Raw genomic sequence first — 25350 nt, 5'->3', positions numbered from 1 at the left:
CTGCGCGCCGGTGCATCCGCGAGGGCGTTCATGGTCCTGCCTCTCCTGATCCGCCGAACTCGATCAGCCCCTTCTCGACGAGCCCGGCGAGGAAGGCGCCGACATCCGCCGCGACACGCGCGCGGTCAACCGAGAAGGCGCTCGCCAGCTCGTCGACGATGAGCGAAAGAGGGCGGACGCCGTCGACTTTCCGCAGGATTTCGACACCGACGGGATCGGGCTGGAATACGCGCTCGGGCGCCAGCAGCACCCACTGCCCGCGCGCCTCGTCATGGCGCAGGCGCACGCCGCGCGCGAGCCTCGGCACCCCGCCGGCGGACAACGGGGCGCTCATCGCCTTTCTCCCGGCGCGTGGCTTTCCGTCGGCAGAAAGGCGCCGGGATAGGCCATCTTCGGGTCCACATAGGCGAAATACAGCGCGTCGAGCTGCACCCAGAGCACGTCGCACTTGAACTCCAGCGCACGGATCACCGCCTGCTGCTGTTCCGGCGTGCGCGCGTGCGTCTTCACGTAATCCAGCGCGAAATCCGCGTCGCGCGGGGCCTGCGTGAGCCGGTTGTCGAAATAGGCCAGCGTCTCGCGGGAAACGAAGTCGTAGTTCTTCAGCATGCCGGCGACGCGCTCCTCGATGATGCCGGGCGAGAACATCTCGGTCAGCGAGGAGGCGATGGCTTCGAGCAGGCTCTTCTCGCGCACGAAATGCACATAGGCCTCGACGGCGAAGCGGGTCGCCGGCAGCAGGCCAGCGAGCGAGGTGACGTAGCCGCGGTCCAGCCCGAGCCCGTCCGTGAGCTTCAGCCAGCGCGCAATGCCGCCTTCGCCCGCGTGATCGCCGTCATGGTCGATGATGCGCTGGCGCCAGACGCGGCGCAGTTCCGCGTCCTCCATGCGGGCGAGGACGGAGGAATCCTTCACCGGGATCATCGCCTGATAGTAATAGCGGTTGAGCGCCCACGCCTGCACTTGCCCGAAATCGAGCCGGCCGCCGTGCAGCAGCCTGTGGAACGGATGCAGGCTGTGATAGCGCCGCGTGCCGACGTCGCGCAGCCGCGCCTCAAGTTCCTGCGGGGAGAGCAATCCGGTCATCCTGCAATCTCCATTCCGTCCCCGGCGATTTCCCAGCCCGCGCGGTTCGTCGCGTGCCTTTCTGGCGATCCCTCGACCAGCACCGGGTTGGTGTTGTTGATGTGTATGTAAATCTTGCGGCCGACGCGCAGGTCCGCGAAGGCGGCCATGGAGCCTTCCGCGCCCGACATCGCCATGTGGCCCATGCGCCGCCCGGTCTTGCTGCCGACGCCGGCGGCGATCATCTCGTCGTCGCGCCATACCGTGCCATCGAACAGCACCGCGTCCGCGCCTTCGATGCGGGCGCGCAGCGCGTCGGTCATGCGTGCGCAACCGGGAATGAACAGGACGCGGCGTGTGCCGTCGCCGAGTTCGACCCCGACGGTCTGCTCGCCCTCCGCCGCCGTCTCGACCTCTCCGCGCTCCAGATAAAGCGCGACCTTGCCCGGCACGGGAAAAATTTCGGCGGTGACGCCCGCCACGGGCTCGAAGGGCACGCCGAAAGCCACGGGCCGCCGGTCGACGATGCCGGGCGCGAGAACGTCGAAGGCGCTGTTGGCGCGGATCGTGTCATGAACCGCGCCTGTCGCGTAGAGGGAAAAGGGCTGCGCTTCCCGAAGGCTCAACAGGCCGGCGATGTGGTCGATGTCGGCGTTTGTCAGCAGCACGGATTCGATCGGCGTGTGCCGGCCGCATCCGCGTGGATGCAAGGCCGGCACCGCCTGGATCTGGGACAGGACCTCCGGCGCGCAGTTCACCAGCGCCCACCGCTCGCCGTCGGCGCTAACCGCGACAGATGTCTGGGTGCGCCGACGGACGCGCGGGTCCCCCTCCCACGCCAGCGTGCAGACCGGGCAACGGCAGTTCCATTGGGGAAAGCCCCCGCCGGCTGCCGAGCCGAGCACCACGAGACGCAGATGGAACGGGTGATCGGGCATTTTCATGCCCGCACCGCTTCCTGCTTTCCTCAGGCTTCGATATCAGCCGGGAAATAGGCGTTGACCTCAAGGCCGACGCAGACTTCTACAATATACGGAGTGGTCCAGCTCATGTTATCCTCCTCGTTGGTTGAGAAATATATTTTCTTTTGTCTCTCTCATAAGAGAGAGTATTTTTACGATATTGAATGCGAATTGTAAAGCATTCAATGGCACCGTAAACTTTACAATTAGAGTGGAATTCTATCTGTCGACTTTCGCTTTCGCAACAAGAGGGCGCGCAGGCGCGTTCAGGGAAGTGCCGCGAACGCCGCTTCCATCCGTTCGGCGGCCTTCTTCGGCAGCTTCACCGCCTTTGCGGCGTCGAGATTGGCCGGCGCGTCGCCCACCCGGATCACCGCCACCATGCCCATGGCGAAATGGGGCGTGCATTTCACGCCATAGATGCCGGGCGCGGCGACGGTGAGCACGTACTCCTCGTTGACCTTGCTCTTGAAGGGCTCCACGCCGTCCGGCAACATGCCCTTGATCGCCTCGACATTGTGGCTCTTGTCCGCGGGGACGAAGCGGATCGTATCGCCCGGTTCGGCTTTCACCGTGGCGGGCTCGAATACCATGGCCCCGTCCTTGCCCTGATTGAGCATCCGGACCTCATGCTCGGCGGCAATCGCGCCGCCGGCCGCCAGCCAGGCAGCCGCAACGATCCCCAAACCTGCGCGCATCCCTTCCTCCGTCGATTGTTCGTTACCTACAGAGGACATGGAAACGCCGCCGGGAACAATGCGACCTTGGTCGCGATTTGGTCGTAGTGCCCTATCATGGCCGTGCCGGCATCGAGGCGACGCTGGCGAGGAAGGCGTCGAGCGCGGCGGCGTCGACAGGCTTGCGCATGCAGCCGATCCCTACCGCCCACGTTCCGCAGGCGGGGTCTGCCGTCAGGATGCACGTCGGCCTGTCGCCATGGCGGTCGCGCAGGGCCAGCACGGTCTCGACGCAGCGCATGCCTGTGCCGGATTGATGGTCGGACTCGTGGTCGACGAGATAGAAATCAGGCACGATGCCGATCTCGTCCAGCAGCGCCAGCGCCTCCTCGCCGCTGCCCACCTCCCATACGGCGATAGCGCGCCTTTCCAGCAGCAGGCCGATGTCGCGCCGCAGGTCGGGGTCGCTGCCGACCAGCAGTGCGATCCGGTTGCTGCCGTCGCGCGGCTCGTCGGCGATGGCCGCCATCACGTCGGGATGCAGGGCGCGGGAGGCGACGAGCCCCATCTCGACCGAGAACGACGTGCCCCGCCCGGGTTCCGACGCCAGCGACAGCCGGTGGTTGAGCAGCGCGCAGGCGCGCTCGACGATGGCGAGACCGAGCCCCATTCCCTCCGAGGCGGAAGCCGACCCGTCCAGCCGGTGAAACTCGCGGAAAATGGCCTGCTGGTCCTCGCGTGCGATTCCAGGCCCGGTATCGTGCACCTCGATCCGCACGTTGCCCCCGATGCGCCGGGGACCGACCAACACCCGCCCCGTGCGGGTGTAGCGGATCGCGTTGCCGATCAGGTTCTGCAGGATGCGCCGCAAGTAGGCGGGATCGCTCACCACCGTGAGACGGCAGGGGAGGATCGTCAGCCGCAGCCCCTTGCCGGCGGCGACCGGCGCGAATTCGTCCGTCAACTGCGCGAGCAGGGGCGCAAGCCTCACCGGCACGACCTCGACGGCGGATTCGCCCACCTCCAGCCGGGAGATGTCGAGCAGCGCATGCAGGATTCCCTCCACGCTGACCAGCGCATTGAGGGCCTTTTCCAGCGGGGAGCGCGTCTGCGGGTTCTGCGCGTCGTCGCGCACGGAAGCCACGAAGAGCTTTGCCGCCGACAGCGGCTGCAGCAGGTCGTGGCTCGCCGCCGCCACGAAGCGCACGCGCGATGCGTTCGCCCGCTCCGCGTCCGCCAGCGCCGCTTCCAGATCGAGCGTGCGCGCCGCGACCCGCGCCTCCAGCGAGGCGTTGGCGCGCAGCATCGCCTGCACGGCGAGCCGCTCGCGCGTGACATCGCTGAAGGAGATGACGAAGCCGCCCTCGGGCGTTTCCTGCGCGAAGCCGTCCAGGATCACGCCCGAGGGGCGGCGTATCTCGAAGGAGAGCGGCGGGCGCGGTCCGTTCCCGTGCGCCCAGACGGAAAGCGCCTCGAACGACAGGTGCTCGTCATAGACGCTGTCGTGGCCGAAACGGCGATGCAGGCTGTCGAACCCCGTCCCCTGGCGCAGCACCGCCGCCGGCACGTCGAGGAGCTGCGCGAGCCGCTGGTTCCAGCCCACGAGCCGCAGCCCGGCGTCGAAGACGCAGACGCCCTGGTTGATATGCTCCAGCGTCGCGCGGATGATGCGGGCCTGATCGTCGAGCATCTTGCCGCGCTCGATCCGCTCCAGCCGGATGATGTCGGTCACGTCGGTCTGGAACATGACCGTGCCGCCGCCGTTGATGCGCTGGGCGCTGACCTGCAGCCAGCGGTCGCCGGCAAGCGCCACGTTGAACACCTGCCTGTCGTGGTGGCGTTGCATCCGCGCCGCCACCCAGTCCCGCCGCGCCTGGCCGGGCGGCAGGGCGAGCGCGGCCGAAAGGCTGACGAGTTCCACATATTCGGAAAACGGCATGCCGGCGCGCAGGCTCTGCCGCACGTCCGGCATGTCGCGGCAGAAGCGGGAGTTGTAGAGCCGCAGCGTGTCCGCCTCGTCGAACAGCGCGAAGCCCTCCTGCACGGCTTCGATGGCGTTGGCGAGGTCGCGCTGCGCCCGTTCGGCCGTCTGCTTTGCCGCCGCGAGGCGGCCGTTGGTTTCGCCGAGAAGCCGCAGGGCGTATTCAAGATCGCGCGTCCGCTGACGCACACGGTCCTCCAGCAGCGCCGCGCGGCGGAACTGCTCGTAGGCCGCGCCGCGCTCGCCGGAAGCCTGCTCGACCTGGCGCATCAGGACTTCGGTGACGGTCAGGAGCTTTTCGACGGTGCGCTCCTGCGTGTCGGCGGGATCGATCAGCCAGTCGGAGATGCGCGCCATCAGCCGTCCTCCGGCAATGCCGTGCCCGGCGGGTAGAAGGCGATGCCCGTCATGGTGTGGTTGACGTGCATCGCACCCAGTTGCTCGCCATAGGTCGAGAATCCGGTGACGCCGTGCCGACGCAGGATGTCCGACACACGGCCCGTGAGCTGCTTCTCCTGTGCCTCAAGCCGGCGCAGGATGCAGTCGAAGGCGAGGATGGCAGCCGGCTGCGCCGGGTCGCCGAGCCGGTCGAGTTCGCGTTCCAGATGCAGCGCGAGGTCCTGCGGCTCCGCCACCGTCAGCACGACTCCTTCGTCGATGGCGCAGAAGAACAGCAGATCGCCGTTCGGCGCCACCTGCTGGATGGCGCGGACATGATGGCGCCCGCCCATGCGCACCGCTAGCGGATGCGCGGCGAAGGTGAAGGGTGTGAGCTGCTGCCCGTCCTTGCCCAGAAGCCGGGCGTATTCCCGCGCCGCCGGCTCGTCGTTGATCCGGCGCACGATGCGGCGGCGCGGCTCGGCCAGCGTCACGACCATGCGCTTCGCGGTCGGCACCAGATGGTCGAGGTTGAATATCCGCACCGGACAGGCGCTGCGCACGAAGCTCAACACGGCGGCGTTGCGCAGCAGCCGGTCGCCGTCCATGATCAGCGTCTGCCGGAAGCGAGTGCCGTCCCCCGCCGAGCCGCCGAAGAGCGGCATGGAGCCGAGGCCCGTGGCGAGCGCCGAGGCAAGCTCGTCCTCCTTCACCGACAGCCCGTCCACAAGCAGCATGGCGAATTCGTGCGCGAAGGCGGGATGGTCCTGGGCCAGCGCCTCGCGCGCCCGCACCACGGCGGTTGTCAGGTCGCGCGGCTCCAGTCGCGACAGGTCGGGAATGGTCAGGGTCTCGGCGCCGAAATGCGATGCGGGCAGCGCGACGGCGACGATGGTGTCCTCGTCGTAGCCCGCGCGGGAAATCTCTCCCGCCGTCGTGCAGCCGACGAGCCGCGCCCCGGTGAAAATCCGCGCGGCCTGCCCGGCGAGCCGCACGAGGTCGGCCTCGGGAGAGGCGAAGAGCATGACGAGCGCGAACGGCCCCGGCCCCAGCTCCTCGGCCAGTTCCTCGGCCGGACGCGGCCCCCGCGCTGGCACGGAGGCACGCCGGACGATTGGCGCGCGCGCATCCGTGTGCCTTCCCGCCACAGTCATCGTCTGTTTCCCCTGAAGGTCCGCGGGATGGGCGGAATGCTCATCCCTCGGGGGTCATGGCGGCGAAGCTCGCCTCTTTCACGAACAGGACGGCCTGCATCCGTGTCTGCACGCCGAGCTTGCGCATGATCGCGGTCAGATGTGCCTTCACCGTCGTTTCGGCGATGGAAAGCTCGTAGGCGATCTGCTTGTTCATCAGGCCCTCGCAGACCATCTGCAGGATCTTCGCCTGCTGCCGCGTCAGCAACGCCAGCCGCGAGACGACCTGTTCGGACGGCGAGGCGGCTGCCATCTCCAGTGCCATGCGCGCGGCATGGATATCGCCGCGGGTGATCGCGGCGAAGGCGGCGCGGAATTCCTCGCGGTCGGCGTGCTTGGGCACGAAGGCGTTCACCCCCGCCCGCAGCGCGGCACGCACCACCCGCAATTCGTCGAGCGACGACACGACGACGATCGGCGTCGCGGGGACCGCCTTGCGCAGCCGCACCACGCCGTCGAGGCCGTTCACGTCCGGCAGGTTGAGGTCGAGCACCACGACATCCGGCAGCGGGCCGGCCTCCAGCCGCAGCAGCGCCATCTCCAGCGTGCCGACCGCCTCCACTGTCTCGATGCCGACGAGGCGCGTCAGCGTCATCGCCAGCGCGTCACAGAACAGCGGATGGTCGTCGACGATGAGCACCGAGTGCAGGTCCACCGCGACCGGCGGGGGCTCGGTGCGGGGCGCGACGGCGGTTTCGCGGAAAGTTTCATAATAGCCGGGCATCTTTTGCATACTCCGGTCGATCCTGGCCAGAAACGGGGCTAAGGGGGCAGGGCGGCCCGCCCCCGTCGCCGGTCATCAATTGGCTGCGGCCACTTCCTTCGGCAGGCGGAAGGTCCAGACCATGCCACCCTGGTTGAGGTAGTTGACCTTCTTCGCCACCTCGCCGCCCCACAGCGGCACAGCGCCGCCCCAGCCGGAGATGACAGACACATACTGCTCGCCGCCGTGCTCCCACGTCACCGGCTGGCCGACGATGCCTGAACCGGTCTGGAACTTCCACAGCACCTCGCCCGTCTCGTCATCGAGCGCGAGGAACTCGCCCTCCGGATTGCCGGTGAACACGAGTCCGCCGGCCGTGGTCATGACGCCGCCCCACAGCGGCGCCGCGTTCTTGTACTCCCACCGGATTGCGCCGGTGTTGGGGTCGATGGCCTTCAGGCTGCCGATGTAGTCCTCGAACAGCGGCTTGATGGTGAAGCCCGCGCCGAGATAGGCCGCGCCCTTCTTGTAGTTGATCGGCTCGTTCCAGATGTCCATGCCCCATTCGTTAGAGGGCACGTAGAACAGCCCGGTTTTCTGGCTGTAGGCCATCGGCATCCAGTTCTTGCCGCCGAGGAAGGACGGCACGGCGAAAACCTGCTGGCCCTTGGCGCCGTCTGCCGCCGCGGCGGGGTTGCCCGGGCGGTTCTCCTCGACGTAGATCGGGCGGCCGTCCTTGTCGATGCCCTTGGCCCAGTTGATGTTCTTCACAAATGGCCAGGCATTGACGAATTTCCCGTCCTCGCGGTTCAGGATGTAGAAATAGCCGTTCCGGTCGGCGGTGGCGAACCGCTTCGCGCCGTCGGCGGCGACGAAAGGCACGACCTCGTTCACGCCGTCGAAGTCCCAGCCCTCGCGCGGGGTGGTCTGGAAGTGCCACTTGATCTCGCCGTTCGCGGGGTCGATCCCGAGGCGGGTCGCGGCATAGAGGTTGTCGCCCTTGTTGCCCTCGACAGGCGTGCCGGCGCCGCGCAGGTGGCTGTTCCAGGGGGAGGGGTTGCCGGCTCCGAAGATCAGGGTGTCGGTATCCGCGTCATAGGAGCCGCCGAGCCAGGTTGCCCCGCCGCCGGTTTTCCAGGCGTCGCCCGGCCAGGTGGCGTTGAGCGTGCCGGTCATGCTCGATTCCTTGCCCTGAAAAGTGCCCTTGTGGCCCTCGATGGTCGGGCGGGACCAGACCAGTTCGCCGGTGTTGGCGTCGCGCGCCTGCACCTCGCCCACGACGCCGAATTCGCCGCCCGAGTTGCCGGTGATGATGAGGCCCTTCACGATGAGCGGCGCGGCGGTGTAGGAATAGCCTTCCTTGTACTCTGCGAGCTTCTTGTTCCAGACCACACGCCCCGTCTTGCGGTTCAGCGCGATCAGCCGCGCGTCCAGCGTGCCGAAGTAGACATTGTCGCCATAGATGGCGGCGCCCCGGTTCACCACGTCGCAGCAAGGCAGGATGCCCTCGGGCAGCCGGGCGTCGTACTGCCAGAGTTCTTTCCCGGTTGCGATGTCGATGGCGAAGATGCGGCTGTAGGAACCGGTGATGTACATCACGCCGTCGTGGATGATCGGCTGGCTTTCCTGTCCGCGCTGCTTCTCCCCACCGAGGCTGAAGGCCCAGGCCGGTACGAGCTTCTGCACGTTGTTTCTGTTCAGCGTCTTCAGCGGCGAGTAGCGCTGCAGCCCGCGGCCGAGGCCGTTCGTCAGCACGTCGCCGACGGTGTCGGCGTCCTTCGCCAGATCTTCTTCCGTCACCTGCGCCTGCGCCAGCCCGACGCAAGCCACGGCCGTGACCGCGGCCAGCATGATTCTTCTCATTTGTTTCCTCCCTCTACGGCACGGGCAGCCGGGGTTTCGCCGCCGGCGGCCAGCCATCTCCTTCTCATTACTTTCTCATTATTGGTGCGCGCGGGGCGACGGTATATTGCACCTTGGTCGTAACATCGGACAACGGCCGTGCCTCCGCTCCAACCCGGACCTTGGTCGTATATGCGGCTACGGTGACGCGATTAGAATAAACTGAAAAGGGAGAAATTGTCATGGGCATCCGGGCGTTTGCCGCGGCAGCGGGGTCCGAGCGGCTCGTCTTCGGCGCCGACGGCGCATCGCTGCTATAGCCGCGCCTCAGGCCTTGCGCGCGGCGAGGCCGCGGGCGGGGTCGTAGCCCCATATCGCGCCCCCGCCGAAGACGACGAGCGCTCCGAGCGTGACCGCGCCCGCAAGCCAGTTCGCCTGCCCGTAGAGCGCGAAGCGGATCAGCTCCACCGCATGGGTGAAAGGGTTGGCGACGCAGACGTCGCGCAGCAGCATCGATGCTTCCGCCATCTTCCACAGCGGATAGAGCGCCGAGGACAGGAAGAACATCGGGAAGATGACGAAATTCATCACCCCGGCGAAGTTTTCGAGCTGCCTGATCAGCGAGGACAGCAACAGGCCGAGCGCCCCCAGCATGAGCGCGGCCGCGAAAATCGCCGGCAGGGCCCCCAGGTAGCCCCACCATGTGAAGCGCACGCCCCATGCAGCCGCCACGGCGAGGAAGGCGTAGGCCTGCAAAACGGAGATCAGGCTGCCCGCGACGAGCTTGCAGAACAGCAGCCACCAGCGCGGCAGCGGCGCCGTCAGCAGCAGGCGCATCGAGCCCATCTCGCGGTCGTAGACGAGGCTCAGCGACGACTGCATGCCGTTGAACAGCAGGATCATGCCGACGAGGCCGGGAACGATGTAGATTTCGTAGGTGATGTAGGTCTGGTAGGGCGGGGTGATCGAAAGCCCCAGCGCTGCGCGGAAGCCGGAGGCGAAGACGATGAGCCAGACGAGCGGCCGCACCAGCGCGGCGACGAGCCGCCCGCGCTGGCCAAGGAAGCGCAAGGCCTCGCGGTGGAGGATGGCGCAAAGCGCCACGAGCGCATGCCGGGCGGCTTTACTTGCGGAGACGTCCGGTGGCGAACCCGTCATGCCTGTGCTCCATCGGTGAGGGCAAGGAACCGGGCGGTGAGATCCGCGCCGCCGATCTCCCCCGCCTCGCCGTCGGCAAGGACGCGGCCGCGATGCAGGATCGCGAGCCGGTCGTCGGCCCGCACCTCGTCCACGAGATGCGTGGCCCAGAGCACGGTGAGCCCGTCGTCGCGGGCGAGCGCGTGAACGTGATCGGTGATCGCCCGGCGCGCGGCTGCGTCGAGGCCCACGGTCGGTTCGTCGAGCAGCAGAACGGAGGGCCGGTGGATCAGGGCGCGCGCGATCTCCATGCGTCGCCGGTGGCCGCCGTTGAGCGCGGCCGCCCGCTCATGGGCACGCTCGGCCATGCCGAGCCGCTCCAGCGCCGCAGTGATGCGCATGCCGGCCTCGCGGCCGGAAAGCCCGTGCAGCGCCGCGAAATAGAGCAGGTTGCGCCGCACCGTGAGGTCGAGGTCGAGCGTCGATTGCTGGAACACGACGCCGATGCGCGCCAGCGCGGCGCTCGGCTCGCGGGCGAGGTCGTGGCCCGCGATGACGATGCGGCCCGCGCGCGGCGTGAACAGCCGCGTGAGCAGGCCGAACAGCGTGGATTTTCCCGCGCCGTTCGGCCCGAGCAGCGCGCAGAAGCGGCCGGGTTCAACGCGAAAGCCGACATTGTCCAGGGCGCGCCTGCTGCCCCAGTCGTGTGTCAGTCCCTCGGCCACGAGCCCGGCCATGATGCGCCTATTCGATGGTGATGGCGACGGTCTGCAGGTCGCCCGTCGTGCCCGGCACCTTGAGGTGGTAGCTGCCCGGCTTGACGGCGACGAAGCTGATCTCGGCCTCGCCGGCCTCGTCGAACTCCAGCGAGTCGACGCCGAGCGGGCGAACCTCGATCCCCTCGATGACGATCTCGTTGACCCAGACCGCGCGGAAGAAGCCGGGGCCTTCGAGCGCGAGTTCCTGGCTGCCGTCCGCCTCGATCGTCAGCTTGTAGTACTTGCCGGATTTCAGCGTCATCGGCTTCTCCGCCAGCGGCGCGCCGGCGGAAAGGGTGAGCTTCGGCAGGGTCTCGCGGTTCTGCGCCGACAACAGGCCCGCGAGGCCGAGCTTGCCGTTGGCGCCATCGTCGTCGCCGTCCGCCAGCGCCGCGAGCGGCATCGCCGCCGCGAGCAGGGCCGCGATCATCGTCATGCGTTTCATCCAGTCCTCCCTTCGTTCAGTTATGCTTATGGCCGCGTCGCCGCGCCCCATGGGAAACGGCCGACCTTGATCGATTTCAGCGGTTCGCGCGTCGCGACATCGACCACCGTCACGTCGCCGGAAACACCGTTCGTGGTGAAGAGCCTGCTGTGGTCGGGCGAGAAGGCCAGGTGCCACACCCGGCGGCCGACGAGGATGTAGTCTTCCACCTCAAGTGTCTCGGCATTGACCACGGCGACGTGGTTCGCCGGGCCAAGGGCCACGAAGGCAGTCTTTCCATCGGGCGTGAACTCGAAGCCCACGGGCTGGATGAGGTCCGCGTTCACGCCCTTGATGGCGAAACGGATTTTGCCCTTTTCGCTCTGGTCCGCGACGTTGAAGACGGTGACCGTGCCGCCGATTTCGGAGGACACCCACAGCTCGCGCCCGCCCTTCGTGAACTCCGCGTGGCGGGGGCGGCTGTCGACAAGTGTGTTGGCGAAGACCTTGTGGGTGGCGGTGTCGATCCAGTGGGCCATGTTCGTCGTCTCGGAGGTGGTGATGGCGATCTTGCCATCGGGCGAGATCGCCATGCCTTCGGGCTCGATGCCGACATCGATCTGCGCCACGACCTGGCGGGTCTCGACATCGACGACCGTCGTCACCGCGTTGTCCTCGTTGGCGATCCACAGATGCCGGTCGTCGGGCGCGAGCACGAACTGTTCCGGGTCCTCGCCCGACGGCAGCTCGTGCAGGATCTTGCCGGTCTCCGGGTCCATCACCTGCACGGTGTCGCTGTCGGAGGCGCAGATGTAGACGCGGCTGTGGTCGGCGTTGAAGGTGATGCCGCGCGGGCGCTCGCCCGTCGGGATCGTGCGGACGACTTCGAGCCTTTCCGTATCGATGACGGAGATGCTGTCGTCCTTCTCGTTGGTGACCCAGATTTCCCCGGCCGAGGCTTCCATCGGCAGCGCGGTCATCATGAGGATTGCGGCAAGGCGGGTGCGGGGGCCCATATCATCCTCCAAAGGCTTTGCAGGCGCTTTCCGGCCGGTCGAGGCCAAGCGTGTCCATCTCGTTGGTCTGGTGCAGGTAGCCGTCGAGCGGCGCGAGTTCGACCAGCGCGCGGGCGTTCACCACAGCCATCGGCTGGCGCAACTGGCCGTTCCACTGCCTGTAGGTCAGCGTCCGGCCCTTGAAGCCGTCGAGACCGAAGGCGTTCGACAGGATGTAGCCGCGCAGTGCGGCCGGATCGGCCGAGCCGGTGCGGGTCACCGCTTCGCCGACAGTGCGCAGCGCCGTCCAGGCGGCATAGTCGCGGCTGCGCATCTCGCGCTTCGCGGCCTTCTCGAAGCGGTTCTGTAGCTGCACGGCGGCCCATTGCTCAAGCACCGGCGCCCAGCCCTCGCTGCGCAGCCCGTCCGAACCCGCGACGGGCCGTGGAAGCCAGGTGTTGTGCTCCACATAGCGGGCGAAGTCGTCGGCCTCATCAGCGACGAGGAGCACGTGATGGTCGGGGAAGTCTTGCGTGAACAGCGGAATTTCCTGCCCGGCCGCCCGGCGCAGGTCGGTGTTGAAGGTCCATTCCTTCTCGGCCAGTATCGCCACGCCGAACTTGACGGCCGAGGCGCGCAGCGTGTCGGCGAAGACCCGGTCCTGCGGCTTCGGCCCCACGATCAGCGCGGTCCGCGTCCAGCGCCGTGCCTTCAGCACCTGCATCAGCGCGTCGGCGCGCATCGCGTCCTCGGGGATCGTGTGCAGCAGGTTCGCCCGGCAGTCGCCATCGCGCAGCCGCCGCTCGCCCGAGGCCACGTTGAAGATGAGCTTGCCCGCCGCCTCCGGCAGGTCCGCGATCTTCAGGATGTCGTCGGCCGGCGCGTCGAGCAGCAGGAAGGAAGCGGCCGCGAGCGCCGTCTTCGCCGCCCCGGCGAGGTCGCCGCCCGGCGCAACCGACACCACATCCAGGCTGTAGAGGTGGCCGAGAAAACGCCCGGTGGTTTTCGTGTCGGTCAGCGCGACCTCGGCGCCGGCGATGCCAAGATCCTCAGGCACGGGGTCGAGGTTCGAGAGAACGGGAGGCGCTTCCACCTCCTGGCGCAGATACGTGAGGGAGATGGCAATCTCCGCCGAGGCGTTCGTTCCGAAGGCTGCCGTTCCGAGCGCGGCGGCCCAGGCCGCCGCGAGCAGGCAGGCCCTTCCGGCCCCCCGCATGCAGGCTTTCCGCATTATGATTTCCTCCCCTTTCAAAGAATAGGAGCGGACACTTGCGGGGTGAAATACGACCAAGGTCCTATGCAGATCGCGACCAAGGTCGCATATCGCGCGTGCGCCGCGTGGCTCTACACCTTGAAATAAGTAAAAAGCACGTTTGAAAAGACACAGGTGGAGGAAAGATGTCCAGGAACCACATGCGCGGCGGCATCGCCGCACTGGCGCTTCTCGCGACGGTCAGCATGGTCGTCGCCCACGGCGATGTGGCGCCGCAGCCGGTGAACACGGACGCCCTGCCCGAAGTGGGCGAGGAATGGCTGACCGAAAACCCCTACCGGGAGGGCAAGGCCGGCCATGACGTCTGGCTGAGGGCTGTCGAGGCCGGGGCTTCGGGTTTCACGCAGAACTGCGCGCGCTGCCACGGGCTGGGCGCGGTTTCCGGCGGCCTCGCGCCCGACCTGCGTTTCATCGAGGCCGAGGAAGTCGGCGACGAGTGGTTCGTCGACCGCTTCCGCCACGGCTATACGCAGGACGGCGTCACCAAGATGCCCGCTTTCGGCGACGTTCTCGGCCAGAAAGCGGCCTGGGCGATCCGCACCTATATCGAGACCCGGCCGGAGGATGGCGCGGTGGACGCCCACTCGGACCGGCTGCACGCGATCCGCAACGAACTGGCTTCCGGCCAGGTGGCCGACCCGGCGGCGCTGAAGACGGAGCTTGAGGGGATCGCCAGCGAGATCAAGACCGCGTCGGGGGCGCCGGTGGCCGACAGCGTGGCCTATGAGGCGGCGCGCGTTCTGGCGGATGCGCCCGATAGCTGGAAGCGGGCCGGTGAAATCCTGACCGTGGGGCTTTCGGCGACGGAGTAAGGCATGGCCCGGTTCCTGTCCGCGCTGCCGGCGGCCATTCTGGCGTTTGCGCTCGGCGCCGTCCTCCCCGGCGGCGCCTTCGCGCGCTGCGAGGATTTTACGCCCCAACCCAAGCCGCAGAACACGTTCGCGCAGGATGTGGGGCGCACGTTCGACCGCATCGTCGACGAGGGCTGGATCGAGTTCGCCGTCTATGAGGATTTCCGCCCCTGGTCGTGGGAGGAAGGCGGCAAGGCACGGGGCGTCGATGTCGAAATCGGCCGCCTCATCGCCGCCGAACTCAAGGTCGAGCCGCGCTTCCGGCTGGTGCAGGCGGGGGAGAACCTCGACGCCGACCTGCTGAATTACGTCTGGAAAGGCGCAGCCGTCGGCGGGCGCGTCAGCGACGTGATGCTGCACGTGCCCTACGACAGTCTGCTGACCTGCCGGATCGAGCAGGTAGTGTTTACCGGCCAGTATGCGACCGAAGCCATCGCGATTGCCTACAGCGCTGCGGAATACCCCGAAAAGGGGCCGACGGCGCCCTTCTTCCGCTATGATCCTGTGGCGGTGGAGAACGACTCCATCTCGGATTTCTACCTCACATCGCTGATCGGCCCGGTGGACAAGATCCACCGCTTCCGCAGCACGCCCGTCGCCGTCGATGCACTTGCGACGGGGGAGGCCAGGGCCGCCATGGGGCCGCGCGCCGAGCTGCAGGCGGGGATGGCGCGGCATCCGGAAGCCGGCATCAAGATGCACGAGCCGCCGCTCGTCGGCTTTTCCCGGAGCCGGTGGACCGTGGGCGTCGGCGTCAACTTCCAGCACCGCGACCTCGCCTATGCGGTCGACGCGGCCATCGAGGCGGCGCTGGCGGACGGGCGCATCGCTGCCATTTTCGCGCGGCACGGGCTGACTTTCGAGCCGCCGCAACGCTGACATCCACGTTTCAATTCCACTATCTTGAGCGGATTCTTGGCAGCCAGATAATTGCGCTTGATCGGCAAGCGCTCAGAACGTCGTCACATCGCCCGAAAAGCTTGCCGCCGTGACGGCCGAGACTTCCGGAAGTCGCGCCAGCGCCGTACGGATCGCGGGCGCGTCCATCAGGCAGAAGGCGGTGGAAAGCCCGTCCGCTAGCGCCGCGCTGGCCGCCTGCACCGAGACGGTGGACCACACCGGCCGCTGTCCCGCCGGGCCGAGGATGTGGAAGGCGCCTCCGAGCCGCATCGCGCCGGGGCTCGATGTGGCGATAGCATCTCCCAGAATATCGTGGATGGCGATCTGGCCGAGTTCCGGATCGTCGACACCGATCCTAAACGGGCCGGAAAGGGCGGCGAACTCGCCCATGTCGACGAGGACGCGCCCGTAGCCCGCCGCGTGCAGCGTCTCGCGCACCCGGTCGGCGGCGTAGCCCTGCGCGAGGCCGTTGAGCGTCAGCGCCTGACCGGTGCCGAGGATGACGGGCGGACCGGGGCGCACCCGTTCCCAGCCGATCCGGGCGCGGGCGGAAGCGGGATCGGCGCCCTCCGCCAGTGCCTGCCACAGCGGCTGGACGGTCGCGTCGAATGTACCTGCCGTGGCGGCATGCATGCGCCCGGCGAGTGTCAGCAGATCGCGCAATGCGGGCGGCGGATCGTCGAGGCGGCCGGCGCGGTTGAGCCGCGAGAGCCCGGATTCCGGACGGAAGAGGCTCGCTGCCGCCTCCACCTCCTCGATGGTCGCGGCGATGGCCCGCGCGGTCTCCGTCGCGAGCGCGCGGGGGCCGCGCAGGTCGACGCGCACCAGGCCGCCCAGCGCCGGCGCCTGCCAGGTGATCACTTCCGCCCGCGCCGGCGCTGCGAGAAAGGCGGCGCCAATGGCCATGAAACGGCGGCGGTTCATCATATTGCGGCCTCCCGCGCCCGCGCGGGGCGTCCCTTCTGCCGGGCCCTTGCCGCCAGCACCAGCGGGACGCATTGCTTCGCGTCGTCGTGGATCGTTACGCAGTCGAGGCACTGGAAGCATTCGGAATAGGCGATCCTGCCCGATTTCGCGATGGCGCCGTAGCGGCAGCGTGCCTTGCAAAGCTGGCACGGCGAGCCGCACTCGGTCCGACGGGGAATCCAGTCGCGCAGCCGCAGCCAGCCGCCGATCGCCATCAGCGCCCCGAGCGGGCAGACGTAGCGGCAAAAGCCCTTGAAGGTCACCATGCCCAGCACCAGCCAGAAGGCCGCATAGGCGACATAGTACCATTCGCGCTGGAAGGCGGTGGTGACGGCCGTCTTGAACGGCTCGATCTCTCCAGCCTTCTCCGCCTCTCCCGGCAGCAGGAAAGCCGTGGCGACGAGGCCGGCGAGCGCGACATACTTCCCCGCCTTCAACCGCCCGTCCCAGCGGGGCGAGGGATTGCGCTCGGGCAGGCGCAGCAACCGGCCGGCGCGATGGGCGAACTCCTGCATCGCCCCGAAGGGGCACAGCCAGCCGCAGAACAGCCCCCGGCCCCAGAGCACGAAGCCGAGAATGGCAGCCGCCCACACCATCAGCGAGAATGGATCGTAGAGCAACACGGCGAAGGAGCCGCCGCCGATGGCCGCGCGCAGCGCCGCGAGCACGGTGACGATGGAGAGCTGACCCTGCCCCCACCAGCCGACGAAGCCGATCACCACCGCCAGCACCGCGAGCCGCAGCAGGCCGAAGTGCGGCAGCGCGGCCAGCCGGCGCATCGCCGGGCCGAGCGCCACCAGCAGCGGCAACAGCAGAAGGGCGAGCGCCACGAGATCGTATTTGCGGCCGAGCATCGCCTCCTGCCACGGCGGCAGGGCCGGAGCCCCGCCGACCCGCGTATAGAAGCGGGCATCGGCACGCAGCACGAGCGGGAAACTCCGGGTGCCGGTTTGCGGCTGCAGCATGCCGTGGGCGCGCACGGCCTGCGCGGACAGCGTCCAGTCGCGCGTCGGGTCGAAGCCCAGCCGGCGGTCGATGCGCAGGATCATGGTCTTGCCCTCCGGCACACCCGGGCGCGTCGCGACAGCGAGATCGGCATCGCGCAGCGCGACGGGCAGCCCGCCCTGTTCCGCCAGCAGCCGGTCTGGCGCGGTGTTGCGCACGAAGTCGTCGGAGACGAGGCCATGGCGGCCCGCCTCGATCAGCAGCAGCGGCTCGTCGTCGCCGGAGACATCAAGGAAGCGTTGAAGCTCGGCGAGGCTCGCGTCGTCCAGCACGGCGCGGGCGACAGCCGATGGCCCGATGTCCACCGCCCAAAGATCGAGGTAGAGCGCGCCGGGATCGGCCGAGGCGTCGGGATCGTCGTCGGCCCAGACAGTGCCGGCGAAGGCGGCGTCGAGTTCGGCGTTGGTCACGCGCAGATTTATGGCAAGCCCTTGCCTGATCAGGGCCTGCCAGTCGAGCGTCTCGTCCACCGAGGGATCGGGACGCACGGGCGTGGCGCCGCCGATGCCCGCCATCTTCTCGCGGGCTACCGCGAAGGCGGCGGCCATGATCGAGTCGTGCGCGATGCGCACCGAGGCGGTTGCCTTGCTCACGCCGTCGAGATGGACCTGTCCCGCGCCCGCGCCGCCCGTGCCATAGGGCGTGCCGACGACCAGGGACTCGCGGATCGAGCGGCCACGATATTGCTCCAGAAAGGCACGAAACGGCGCTTCGCCCAACCCTGAGACGAAGATCGGCTCGTTGTGCGAGATGAGCCGCACGTCGAGAAAGCGGCCGCCGGGATCCAGCATCACCAGCATGTCGATCGGCGCGCCGGAAAAGCCCGGCAGCGGGGCGAGCGGGCCGGTCTGGAACACGTAGCCCGCTTCCGCGCCGCCCGAGTTCAGCAGGCTCCACACGCCCTTGTCATTCACCGGTTCGCCGAGCGCATAAGGCGGCACGATCATTGGCTCCAGCGCCTCGCGCGGCAGCGGGCCGGGCACGTCGGCCATGGCGGGCAGCAAGGCGCCGCACAGCGCAACGGCCCACAGCGCGAACGCCTGCGCGGCCAGCCGGACCGCCAGTCTCCTCCACATCGGCCGGTTCCTCCCAGGGAACGTTTCGGGACCGGTTCTTTTCGCGCCGGCTCTCCCTATGGAACGATAGGCCGGAAGCGCCGGACGCGACATACGACCAAGGTCGCGGGGGCAGGGGGCCGATGCGAAGGCGCGGACCCGTGTGAGGCCTGCTTCATGAACGAAGTGCCCGGCCGGTCTGTCGAGCGTTGCCGCCAACCGATGCGCATTTGCAACACGATCCGGAATTTCTCATTAATAACGATCTGGTGACCGTCGACGGGGATGGCGTAAGCCGAGGCGTCACGCGACCCTGCGATATGGTGGAAGCGTTTGATTCGGCACTGCTACGCGCTGTCGGATGAGGTGAAGGATTTCTATCTTGATTAATGTCGGCTTGGCGAAGCTTGCCTCTCTTATTGCGTTGGCGCTGATGCTGCAGGCGTGTTCCCCTACGACACGGTCGGCGGCCGTCGGCACAGGCTCCACGGCCGCAGGGCCGCAGTCGCCTCCCGCCGAGGCTTTGCCTTCCGTCGATGTCTCTGCCGTCGATACTTCGCCTCTCGCCCTTGCCGAGGTGTCGGACGCGAGAGCGTGGCAGGTGGAGGATTGGGATCCGCGAGTCATCTATGACGAGAAACTCGACGGCCAGTTCCAGCTGGCGCGCATCGACCCGGCCAAGGTCAAGCCGCGCAACGTCCGGCAGGTGGTCGACTTCAGGACGAAGGAGCCGCCGGGCACGATCGTCGTCAACACGACACAGCATTCCCTGTTCTTCGTGCTGCCGGACGGAAAAGCCGTCCGCTACGGCATCGGCGTGGGAGCCGCGGGTCTCAGTTTCGAGGGCGAGGCGGTCGTCGAGCACAAGCAGCAGTGGCCACGCTGGATACCGACGAAGGACATGATCAAGCGCAGTCCGGATCATTACGCCAAGTATGCCGACGGCGTAGACGGAGGCCTGGGCAATCCCCTGGGCGCGCGGGCGCTCTACATGTTCCAGAACGGCATCGACACCTATTATCGCATCCATGGGACCAACGATCCGTCCTCGATCGGACGGTCTGTCTCTGCCGGTTGCATTCGCATGTTCAATCAGGACGTCGTCGACCTCTATGAACGGGTTCAGCCCGGCGCGCGCGTTATCGTGACAAGCCACGATGCGCCCGCGCGCGCGGCTTCCCGGCCCGCGCGGACGAAATCCGCTTCGTGAAGCAGAGTGGCAGCGCGCTTCGGCTTGAAGGTCCCACGCGCTATATGACCGCCTCTTCCATGAAAGGCTCGTCGAGCGGGATACGCTCATAGCGGAACGGCGTCAGATCCAGCGTTTGGAACGCGCCATCGACGATCAGTTCCGCGACCGCGCGGCCGACAGCGGGCGACTGTTGCAGCCCGTGGCCCGAAAAGCCGTTGGCGAACATGAAGTTTCTCACCTCCGGATGGAAACCCACGATGCCGTTGTGGTCGAGCATGTTGTATTCGTAGTGCCCGGTCCAGCTCTGCATCACGCGCAGGGCCTCGAAATCGGGAATACGGTGCCACAGCGCCGGCCAGATGCGGTCGTCGAACTCCTCATGACGGGTCTCGAAGTCGTCATAGTCGGCGGGTCCGTCGTCGAGCGGGGTATTGCCGGTCAGGAACAGCTCGCCTTCCGGGCGCACGAAAGTGCCGGAGAGATCGATGACATTCGGCATGCGGCCGGGAATGGGCGTGTTGCTGGCGAAGACGAAGCTGTAGCGCTTGTACGGGGCGACGGGGATGGACAGGCCGGCCATGGCGGCGACCTGTTGAGCCCGCGGCCCGGCGGCATTGACGAGGACGCCGCACGAAACGGTCTCGCCGGTCGACAGCCGTGCGGCCGTGACGCGCCCGCCGGTCAATTCCAGTCCGGTCACGGCATTGTCCACGTAAGCGATGCCGCTGGCCCGGGCGGCGCGGCGCAGGCCGTTCAACAGCCCCATGGAATCGAACCATCCCTCGTCGCGCGAACCCCAGGCGCCGCCGCCGAGATCGTCGACGTTGAGCCACGGGAAGAGATCCTTGAGAGGACCGGGTTCGAGAAAGACAGTATGGGCGCCGAGACTGCGCTGCAGTTCAACGCGCTCGCGCGCCGCTTCTATCCCTTCCGGAGAAATGCAGTAAAGATAGCCGTTCTCCCTGAATCCCAGGTCGGGCGCCGGTTCATCCGTGTAGAACGGCGCCATCCTCTCCCTGAATCCCTTGATGAATTCGACGCCGAACTGGCTGATCTTCACATTGATGGGGTTCGAATATTGCTGGCGTATCGCGCTGGTCGACAACGCGGTCGAGGAGAACTCATAGCTGCTGTCGCGTTCGACAACGAGGATGGAAGCGCGCGCCCCCAGCTTCTGGCTCAGCCAGTAGGCGGTGGAGGAGCCGATGACGGCGCCGCCGACAATGACGACATCGTAGGAAGTGCGGGACGGGGATTTATAGGAAGGGATGGCCATGGTGGCAGCTTTCAGCGTGAGAAGGATGCAATCAGGTTGTCGGCGCCGCGCGCCAGAAGGCCGAGGTCCGAGCCGACCGCAACCATGGTGAAGCCGTCGCGAAGATAGCGGTCGGCGTCGGCCTTCGCCGGCGCGAGTATCCCGCTTGCCTTGCCGGCGCCGGCCGCCGCCTGCCGGACGGCGGCGATGGCCTGTTGCACATGGTCCGCACCGGGATTGCCCATGGCATCCATATTGGTGGAAAGATCGCCCGGCCCGACGAACAGCACGTCCACGCCCTCGACAGCGGCAATCTCGCGGGCATTGGCGACGCCCGTCCTGCATTCGATCTGCACGGCGAGAAGCTGGTTTTCCCGTGCTTTCTGATGATAACCGGCGATGCGGCCGAACTGGTTGGCGCGGTGCCCGACCGAAAAGCCCCGGAAGCCGTCGGGCGCGTAGGTCATGGCCGCGACGATGTCGCGTGCCTGCGCCGCAGTGCGGACGTTGGGAATCATGAGGCTGCGCGCACCGGCATCCATGAACTGCTTGATGAGCACGGGATCGTCGGAGGGAAGCCTCACAGCCGCCTCGCAAGGAAAGGCGGCGATGACCTGAAGCTGCGCCATGACGCTGCGCAAGTCGTTGGGACTATGCTCGCCGTCGACAAGCAGCCACCCCGCGCCGGAGCCGGCCACGATCTCGGTTGCCAGCGTCGATGCCAGAGAACACCACAACCCGATGCAGGGCTTGCCCTCTCGCAAGGTCGCTTTCAGCAAATTGGGACGTTCCTGCAATTTCGGTGTCTCCGTGTCTTGAGGCCGATTGAAATTTGTATGATGTCATATATCATATCTACTGTCTGCTGCAACAGCGCCAGCCGAACGCGGAAAGGACAATCGCTGTGAAAATCGGTTTCATCGGGCTGGGGGTGATGGGGGCGCCGATGGCGCGCAACCTTGCCGCGGCGGGCCACGAGATCGTCACGTCGCTCAATCGTTCGGCGCTGCCTGAAGGTCTGGCGGCAACGGTCGTTCCCGATCCTCGCGAGGTGGCGCGCACCAGCGAAATCGTCATCACGATGCTGCCCGACACCCCCGATGTGGGGCGTGTGCTTCTCGGCGATAACGGCGTCGTCGGCGGCCTTTCGGCCGGCGCGCTGGTGATCGATATGAGTTCGATCAGCCCGATCGCCACGGCGGATTTTGCCAGGGCCGTGCGGGAAAAAGCGGCGGGATATCTCGACGCCCCTGTCTCGGGCGGGGAGGTGGGTGCCAGGGACGCCAGCCTCACCATCATGGTCGGCGGCCCCGCTTCCGAGTTCGAGCGTGCCTTGCCGATTTTCGAAGCTCTCGGCAAGAACATCACCCTCGTCGGAGAAAACAATGGCGCGGGACAGATTTGCAAGATCGCCAATCAGATCATTGTAGCGCTGAACATCGAGGCCGTGGCCGAGGCGCTGGTTTTCGCCAGTAAGGCGGGCTGCGATCCGGCGACGGTGCGCAAGGCGCTGCTGGGCGGTTTCGCAGCCTCGCGCGTGCTCGAAGTCCACGGCCAGCGGATGATCGAGCGCACCTTCGCGCCGGGGTTCCGCGTCCGGTTGCACCAGAAGGACCTTGGCCTTGCGCTGGAAAGCGCGCGTGCGCTCGGCGTGGCGCTGCCCAATACCGCAACCGTGCAGGAACTGTTGAACGCCTGCGCGGCGCGCGGCGCAGGCGATGCCGATCACGCGGCGCTGGTGCAGGCTCTCGAAGTGCTGGCAAACCATCCCGTGGCTGAGACAAGAGGAGTTTCCTGATGCGCGGAACCGGTAAAGCAGATGTTTTCGTGATGCTGGCCCACCCCGTGGGGCACGCGAAAAGTCCCGGCATCTTCAACGAGATTTTCGAGCAGCGCGGCCTCGACAGCCTGATGGTTCCTTTGAGTTGCAGGCCGGAGGACTTCGACACATTCTGGGCCGGCATCACCGCCGCCGAGAATGTTCGCGGCGTCATCGTTTCCGTGCCCTACAAGACGGCCGTCTTCCATAAGTGCGGGGCGGCGCATGACAGGGCGGCGCGGGTGAAGAGCGCCAACTCCGTTCGCCGGCAGGCCGACGGGAGCTGGTATGCCGACAATTTCGACGGCGTCGGCTTCATCGACGGTCTCAGGGCCGGCGGGCATCGCATCGAGGGGCAGCGCATTCTTCAGGTCGGCGCAGGCGGCGCGGGTGCATCGCTGGCCTACTGTCTGGCAGAGGCGGGCGCAGGCGATATCCGCCTCCACGACATTGACGAAGGGCGTGCCTCGCAACTTGCGGGCCTTGTCGCCAAAGCGTTTCCCGCCTGCCGCATCGCCGTCGGTCCTGCCGATGCGGCCGGGATGGACATGGCCATCAACGCAACTCCGACGGGCCTGCGCGCCAGCGATCCACTGCCGTTCGACGTCAGCCGGCTGAGCCCTGAAACGACGGTGGTGGACATCATCATGGAGCCGGCGGAAACCGCGCTCCTGCGCGCGGCGAAGGCGATCGGATGCCCCGTTCAGCCCGGCCGGCCGATGATGGATTTCCAGGTGCAGGCCATGGCCGAATTCTTCGATATAGACCGTGCGAGGCGCAATCATGAATGAAGCACGCACCGTCGTCGTCATCGGCGGCACCTCGGGCATCGGCCGCGCCATTGCCCTCCGCTTCGCGCAGGAAGGGGAGAACATCGTTGTTGCGGGACGGGATGCTGCGCGTGGCAACGAAGTTGCGGCGGAATGCGGGCGGCAGGGTGCGCCGGCCGCGCGGTTCATCGCCGCCGATGTCGCCGCTCCGGCCTCCGTCGAGGCGCTCGGCCGCGAGACCGAGGCCGCCTTCGGCATTCCCGACGTGGTGGTGAACTGCGCCGGCATTCTGCAAAGCGGCAAGCGCGTGCTCGATCAGGATCTCGACGAAGACGAGCGCCTGTGGCGCATCAACTATCGCGGCACGCTTCTCGGCTGTCAGATTTTCGGCCGCCTGATGGCGCGCAAGGGCGGGGGCGCCATACTGAACGTGGGTTCGCTGGCCTCCTTCGCGCCCCTGTCGCTGCCGGCCTACACACCCGGAAAGCACGCCGTTCTCGGCCTCACGGGCATTCTCGCCGCCGAGCTTGGTCCGCAAGGCATCCGTGTCAATGCGGTCGCGCCCGGTTATACGCTGTCGGACGGGCTGAAAGCCAGGATCGCCGCCGGCGAGCGCGATCCGGACGCGATACGCGCCACCACGGCGTTACGCCGTTTCGTGGCCCCCGAGGATGTCGCCGAGGCGGCGCTCTTCCTGTGTTCCTGGCGCGCGGCCTCGATTACCGGCGTAACGCTGCCTGTCGATGCCGGCTGGCTGGTTCAGGCGCCTTACGCCCACTACCTGCGCGGCAATCCGATCAGGACTGTTTCCGACCAACAAGGTGATTGAGAAGAGATGACCGAGATCAGACGTTTCGATTTCGACACCCGTATCCATCATGGTGTCATCCACAACGGCACGGTCTATCTGACCGGACAGGTGGCCGCGCCCGGCCAGTCTGCCGCAGGCCAGATGCGGGAGGTTCTTGCCAAGATTGATGCTCTCCTCGCGAAGGCCGGCACGGACAAGACGCGCATTCTGCACGTACAGATGTGGCTTGACGATGTGCGCGATTTCGATGAGGTCAATGTCGTCTGGGACCAATGGATGCCGAAGGAATACGCGCCGGCCCGTTCCTCGGGGCAGGGCCGCATGGCAAAGCCCGGAATGCTGGTGGAACTCATCGTGACCGCGGCCGTATGACGGTTTTCGTGGCCATCGCCCGGATTGGTTCCGCGCATGGCCGCAGCAAGGTGAAGGAAAAACTCGTGGCGAAGCGCAAACCCCTGTCCACCGTGGTGGCTGACAGCCTGTCCGAAAAGGTGCGGTCCGGGGCGCTGGCGCCGGGCGCCCAGCTCGCGACGGAGGCGGAACTGGGCGCCGAATACAACGTCAGCCGGACGGTGGTGCGCGAGGCCATCGCGCGACTGCGTTCTGCCGGTCTTGTGATCCCCCGGCAAGGAAAGGGTATCTTCGTCAGCGAGGCGCCGCACCAGCAAGGCTTCATGATCCCGGCCGAGGCGCTCGCGACTCTGCCAGAAACCATTGCTTTGCTTGAGCTTCGTCTCAGCGTCGAGGTCGAATCGGCGGGGCTGTGCGCCCAGCGACGAACCGATGAGGAAGCCCGCGCCATCCGCAGCCTGATGGAACAGGTGGATGCGCTTCACGAAGATCCCGAACAGGTCCAGATCCACTACGACTACGATTTTCATCTCAAGATCGCCGAATGCACCCGCAATGAGTTCATCTTCGGCTTTCTTGATTACCTTCGCCCGATCATCGCGCCACGCTTTCGGCTCGGCCATATCGTGGCCAGCGAATACAAGGAAGCTTACTACGCGCGCATCCACGCGGAGCACGACAGCATCGTCGCGGCCATTGAACGGCGCGACGCGCCTGCCGCGCGCGAGGCCATGCGCCAGCATCTCCAGAACAGCCTCGAAAGAGTGCGCGCCCTTGCGCTGGCGACGGGCATCAACGCTGATGATGCGACGCAGCCGCAGGCGTCCGGCACACTGTTCGCCGGTCTGAAAATACCGGCGGGGGGATAAGCCGGGCCGCGGCGTCCGCCAGGGCAGCCGGTGCGAGAAGATAGCGAAAGCGACGGTTTCGTTCAGCAACGGAAGCCGCGCCGCGTCATGGCGCGGGCAAAAATGCCGATACCGCAGA

Annotated in this window: 24 protein-coding genes and 1 pseudogene; 8 read left to right on the top strand and 17 right to left on the bottom strand. The window is 67.0% G+C overall.

The window, feature by feature from the left end; all coding sequences use genetic code 11:
• Positions 1 to 28: 28 nt before the first annotated feature.
• The 13 genes and pseudogenes from pqqC to pedA1 form a co-directional block, all read right to left on the bottom strand.
• Positions 29 to 1086, bottom strand: a pseudogene (gene pqqC, locus ACFFJ7_RS16915) (pyrroloquinoline-quinone synthase PqqC).
• Positions 1083 to 1982 (bottom strand): pyrroloquinoline quinone biosynthesis protein PqqB, encoded by a 900-nt coding sequence (pqqB, locus tag ACFFJ7_RS16910; RefSeq protein ID WP_377594060.1) that lies wholly within the window; start codon positions 1980 to 1982, stop codon positions 1083 to 1085. Before pqqB ends, pqqC begins: the two are co-directional and overlap by 4 nt.
• A 50-nt stretch (positions 1983 to 2032) precedes the next feature.
• A complete protein-coding gene (gene pqqA / locus ACFFJ7_RS16905; RefSeq protein ID WP_166954478.1) occupies positions 2033 to 2116 on the bottom strand; it encodes a pyrroloquinoline quinone precursor peptide PqqA in 84 nt (27 codons plus the stop codon).
• A 177-nt stretch (positions 2117 to 2293) separates the two neighbouring features.
• The gene (locus ACFFJ7_RS16900) at positions 2294 to 2725 is read right to left on the bottom strand and encodes a pseudoazurin (RefSeq protein WP_377593898.1); all 432 of its coding nucleotides are present in this window, start codon (positions 2723 to 2725) and stop codon (positions 2294 to 2296) included.
• Between the two features lie 94 nt (positions 2726 to 2819).
• Positions 2820 to 5042: a PAS-domain containing protein gene (locus ACFFJ7_RS16895; RefSeq protein ID WP_377593897.1), complete on the bottom strand. Its 2223-nt coding sequence runs from the start codon at positions 5040 to 5042 to the stop codon at positions 2820 to 2822.
• Positions 5042 to 6217: an FIST signal transduction protein gene (locus ACFFJ7_RS16890; RefSeq protein WP_377593896.1), complete on the bottom strand. Its 1176-nt coding sequence runs from the start codon at positions 6215 to 6217 to the stop codon at positions 5042 to 5044. The genes ACFFJ7_RS16895 and ACFFJ7_RS16890 overlap by 1 nt, the downstream gene beginning before the upstream one ends.
• Before the next feature lie 40 nt (positions 6218 to 6257).
• Positions 6258 to 6980 (bottom strand): response regulator transcription factor, encoded by a 723-nt coding sequence (locus ACFFJ7_RS16885; protein ID WP_166954474.1) that lies wholly within the window; start codon positions 6978 to 6980, stop codon positions 6258 to 6260.
• 75 nt (positions 6981 to 7055) lie between these two features.
• Positions 7056 to 8822 carry a PQQ-dependent methanol/ethanol family dehydrogenase gene (locus tag ACFFJ7_RS16880; protein ID WP_377593895.1) on the bottom strand — a complete coding sequence of 589 codons (1767 nt, stop codon included), beginning with the start codon at positions 8820 to 8822 and terminating at the stop codon, positions 7056 to 7058.
• A gap of 306 nt (positions 8823 to 9128) precedes the next feature.
• Positions 9129 to 9959, bottom strand: a complete 831-nt coding sequence (gene pedC, locus ACFFJ7_RS16875) for a lanthanide ABC transporter permease protein PedC (RefSeq protein WP_377593894.1) — start codon at positions 9957 to 9959, stop codon at positions 9129 to 9131.
• Complete coding sequence (gene pedB / locus ACFFJ7_RS16870; RefSeq protein WP_377593893.1) at positions 9956 to 10675, bottom strand: lanthanide ABC transporter ATP-binding protein PedB/LutE; 720 nt, start codon at positions 10673 to 10675, stop codon at positions 9956 to 9958. Before pedB ends, pedC begins: the two co-directional genes overlap by 4 nt.
• Positions 10676 to 10682: 7 nt before the next feature.
• A complete protein-coding gene (locus ACFFJ7_RS16865) occupies positions 10683 to 11141 on the bottom strand; it encodes a cupredoxin domain-containing protein (protein ID WP_166954092.1) in 459 nt (152 codons plus the stop codon).
• Positions 11142 to 11167: 26 nt separating this feature from the next.
• A complete protein-coding gene (locus ACFFJ7_RS16860) occupies positions 11168 to 12136 on the bottom strand; it encodes a YVTN family beta-propeller repeat protein (RefSeq protein WP_377593892.1) in 969 nt (322 codons plus the stop codon).
• Between the two features lies 1 nt (position 12137).
• Complete coding sequence (pedA1, locus tag ACFFJ7_RS16855) at positions 12138 to 13331, bottom strand: lanthanide ABC transporter ABC transporter substrate-binding protein PedA1 (protein WP_377593891.1); 1194 nt, start codon at positions 13329 to 13331, stop codon at positions 12138 to 12140.
• Between the two features lie 182 nt (positions 13332 to 13513).
• Here pedA1 and pedF point away from each other — a divergent pair, with 182 nt between their 5' ends.
• On the top strand, positions 13514 to 14200 hold the full coding sequence (gene pedF, locus ACFFJ7_RS16850) for a cytochrome c-550 PedF (protein WP_166954087.1): 687 nt from the start codon (positions 13514 to 13516) through the stop codon (positions 14198 to 14200).
• Between the two features lie 3 nt (positions 14201 to 14203).
• Positions 14204 to 15118: a substrate-binding periplasmic protein gene (locus ACFFJ7_RS16845; protein WP_166954085.1), complete on the top strand. Its 915-nt coding sequence runs from the start codon at positions 14204 to 14206 to the stop codon at positions 15116 to 15118.
• A gap of 72 nt (positions 15119 to 15190) precedes the next feature.
• Here ACFFJ7_RS16845 and ACFFJ7_RS16840 read toward each other — a convergent pair whose 3' ends face one another.
• Positions 15191 to 16066, bottom strand: coding sequence for an FAD:protein FMN transferase (locus tag ACFFJ7_RS16840; RefSeq protein ID WP_377593890.1), 876 nt, complete (start codon positions 16064 to 16066; stop codon positions 15191 to 15193).
• Entirely contained in the window at positions 16063 to 18186 is a 2124-nt protein-coding gene (locus ACFFJ7_RS16835) for a 4Fe-4S binding protein (RefSeq protein WP_377593889.1), read from the bottom strand. Before ACFFJ7_RS16835 ends, ACFFJ7_RS16840 begins: the two co-directional genes overlap by 4 nt.
• 361 nt (positions 18187 to 18547) lie before the next feature.
• On the opposite strand from ACFFJ7_RS16835, the gene ACFFJ7_RS16830 reads away from it, so the two are divergent.
• Positions 18548 to 19375, top strand: a complete 828-nt coding sequence (locus tag ACFFJ7_RS16830) for a L,D-transpeptidase (RefSeq protein ID WP_377593888.1) — start codon at positions 18548 to 18550, stop codon at positions 19373 to 19375.
• 40 nt (positions 19376 to 19415) lie between these two features.
• Here ACFFJ7_RS16830 and ACFFJ7_RS16825 read toward each other — a convergent pair whose 3' ends face one another.
• Together ACFFJ7_RS16825 and ACFFJ7_RS16820 are read right to left on the bottom strand one after the other, a co-directional pair.
• Complete coding sequence (locus tag ACFFJ7_RS16825; protein WP_377593887.1) at positions 19416 to 20633, bottom strand: NAD(P)/FAD-dependent oxidoreductase; 1218 nt, start codon at positions 20631 to 20633, stop codon at positions 19416 to 19418.
• An 11-nt stretch (positions 20634 to 20644) separates the two neighbouring features.
• Positions 20645 to 21409, bottom strand: a complete 765-nt coding sequence (locus ACFFJ7_RS16820; RefSeq protein WP_377593886.1) for an HpcH/HpaI aldolase family protein — start codon at positions 21407 to 21409, stop codon at positions 20645 to 20647.
• A 107-nt stretch (positions 21410 to 21516) separates the two neighbouring features.
• On the opposite strand from ACFFJ7_RS16820, the gene ACFFJ7_RS16815 reads away from it, so the two are divergent.
• Genes ACFFJ7_RS16815 through ACFFJ7_RS16795 form a run of 5 tightly spaced genes read left to right on the top strand, consistent with a single transcriptional unit; the run spans position 21517 to position 25232 of the window.
• Positions 21517 to 22410: a 2-hydroxy-3-oxopropionate reductase gene (locus ACFFJ7_RS16815; protein ID WP_377593885.1), complete on the top strand. Its 894-nt coding sequence runs from the start codon at positions 21517 to 21519 to the stop codon at positions 22408 to 22410.
• On the top strand, positions 22410 to 23222 hold the full coding sequence (locus ACFFJ7_RS16810; protein ID WP_377593883.1) for a shikimate dehydrogenase family protein: 813 nt from the start codon (positions 22410 to 22412) through the stop codon (positions 23220 to 23222). The genes ACFFJ7_RS16815 and ACFFJ7_RS16810 overlap by 1 nt, the downstream gene beginning before the upstream one ends.
• Positions 23215 to 24030 (top strand): SDR family NAD(P)-dependent oxidoreductase, encoded by an 816-nt coding sequence (locus tag ACFFJ7_RS16805; protein ID WP_377593881.1) that lies wholly within the window; start codon positions 23215 to 23217, stop codon positions 24028 to 24030. Before ACFFJ7_RS16810 ends, ACFFJ7_RS16805 begins: the two co-directional genes overlap by 8 nt.
• Positions 24031 to 24036: 6 nt before the next feature.
• Positions 24037 to 24384 (top strand): RidA family protein, encoded by a 348-nt coding sequence (locus tag ACFFJ7_RS16800; RefSeq protein WP_166954071.1) that lies wholly within the window; start codon positions 24037 to 24039, stop codon positions 24382 to 24384.
• Positions 24381 to 25232: a FadR/GntR family transcriptional regulator gene (locus ACFFJ7_RS16795; RefSeq protein WP_377593880.1), complete on the top strand. Its 852-nt coding sequence runs from the start codon at positions 24381 to 24383 to the stop codon at positions 25230 to 25232. The genes ACFFJ7_RS16800 and ACFFJ7_RS16795 overlap by 4 nt, the downstream gene beginning before the upstream one ends.
• Positions 25233 to 25350: the final 118 nt, after the last annotated feature.

This window comes from Pseudochelatococcus lubricantis (assembly GCF_042432495.1).
Classification (GTDB): Bacteria; Pseudomonadota; Alphaproteobacteria; order Rhizobiales; family Beijerinckiaceae; genus Pseudochelatococcus; species Pseudochelatococcus lubricantis.
The sequence above is the reverse complement of the archived record's forward strand: the minus strand, read 5'-3'. Positions and strand labels throughout refer to the sequence as shown.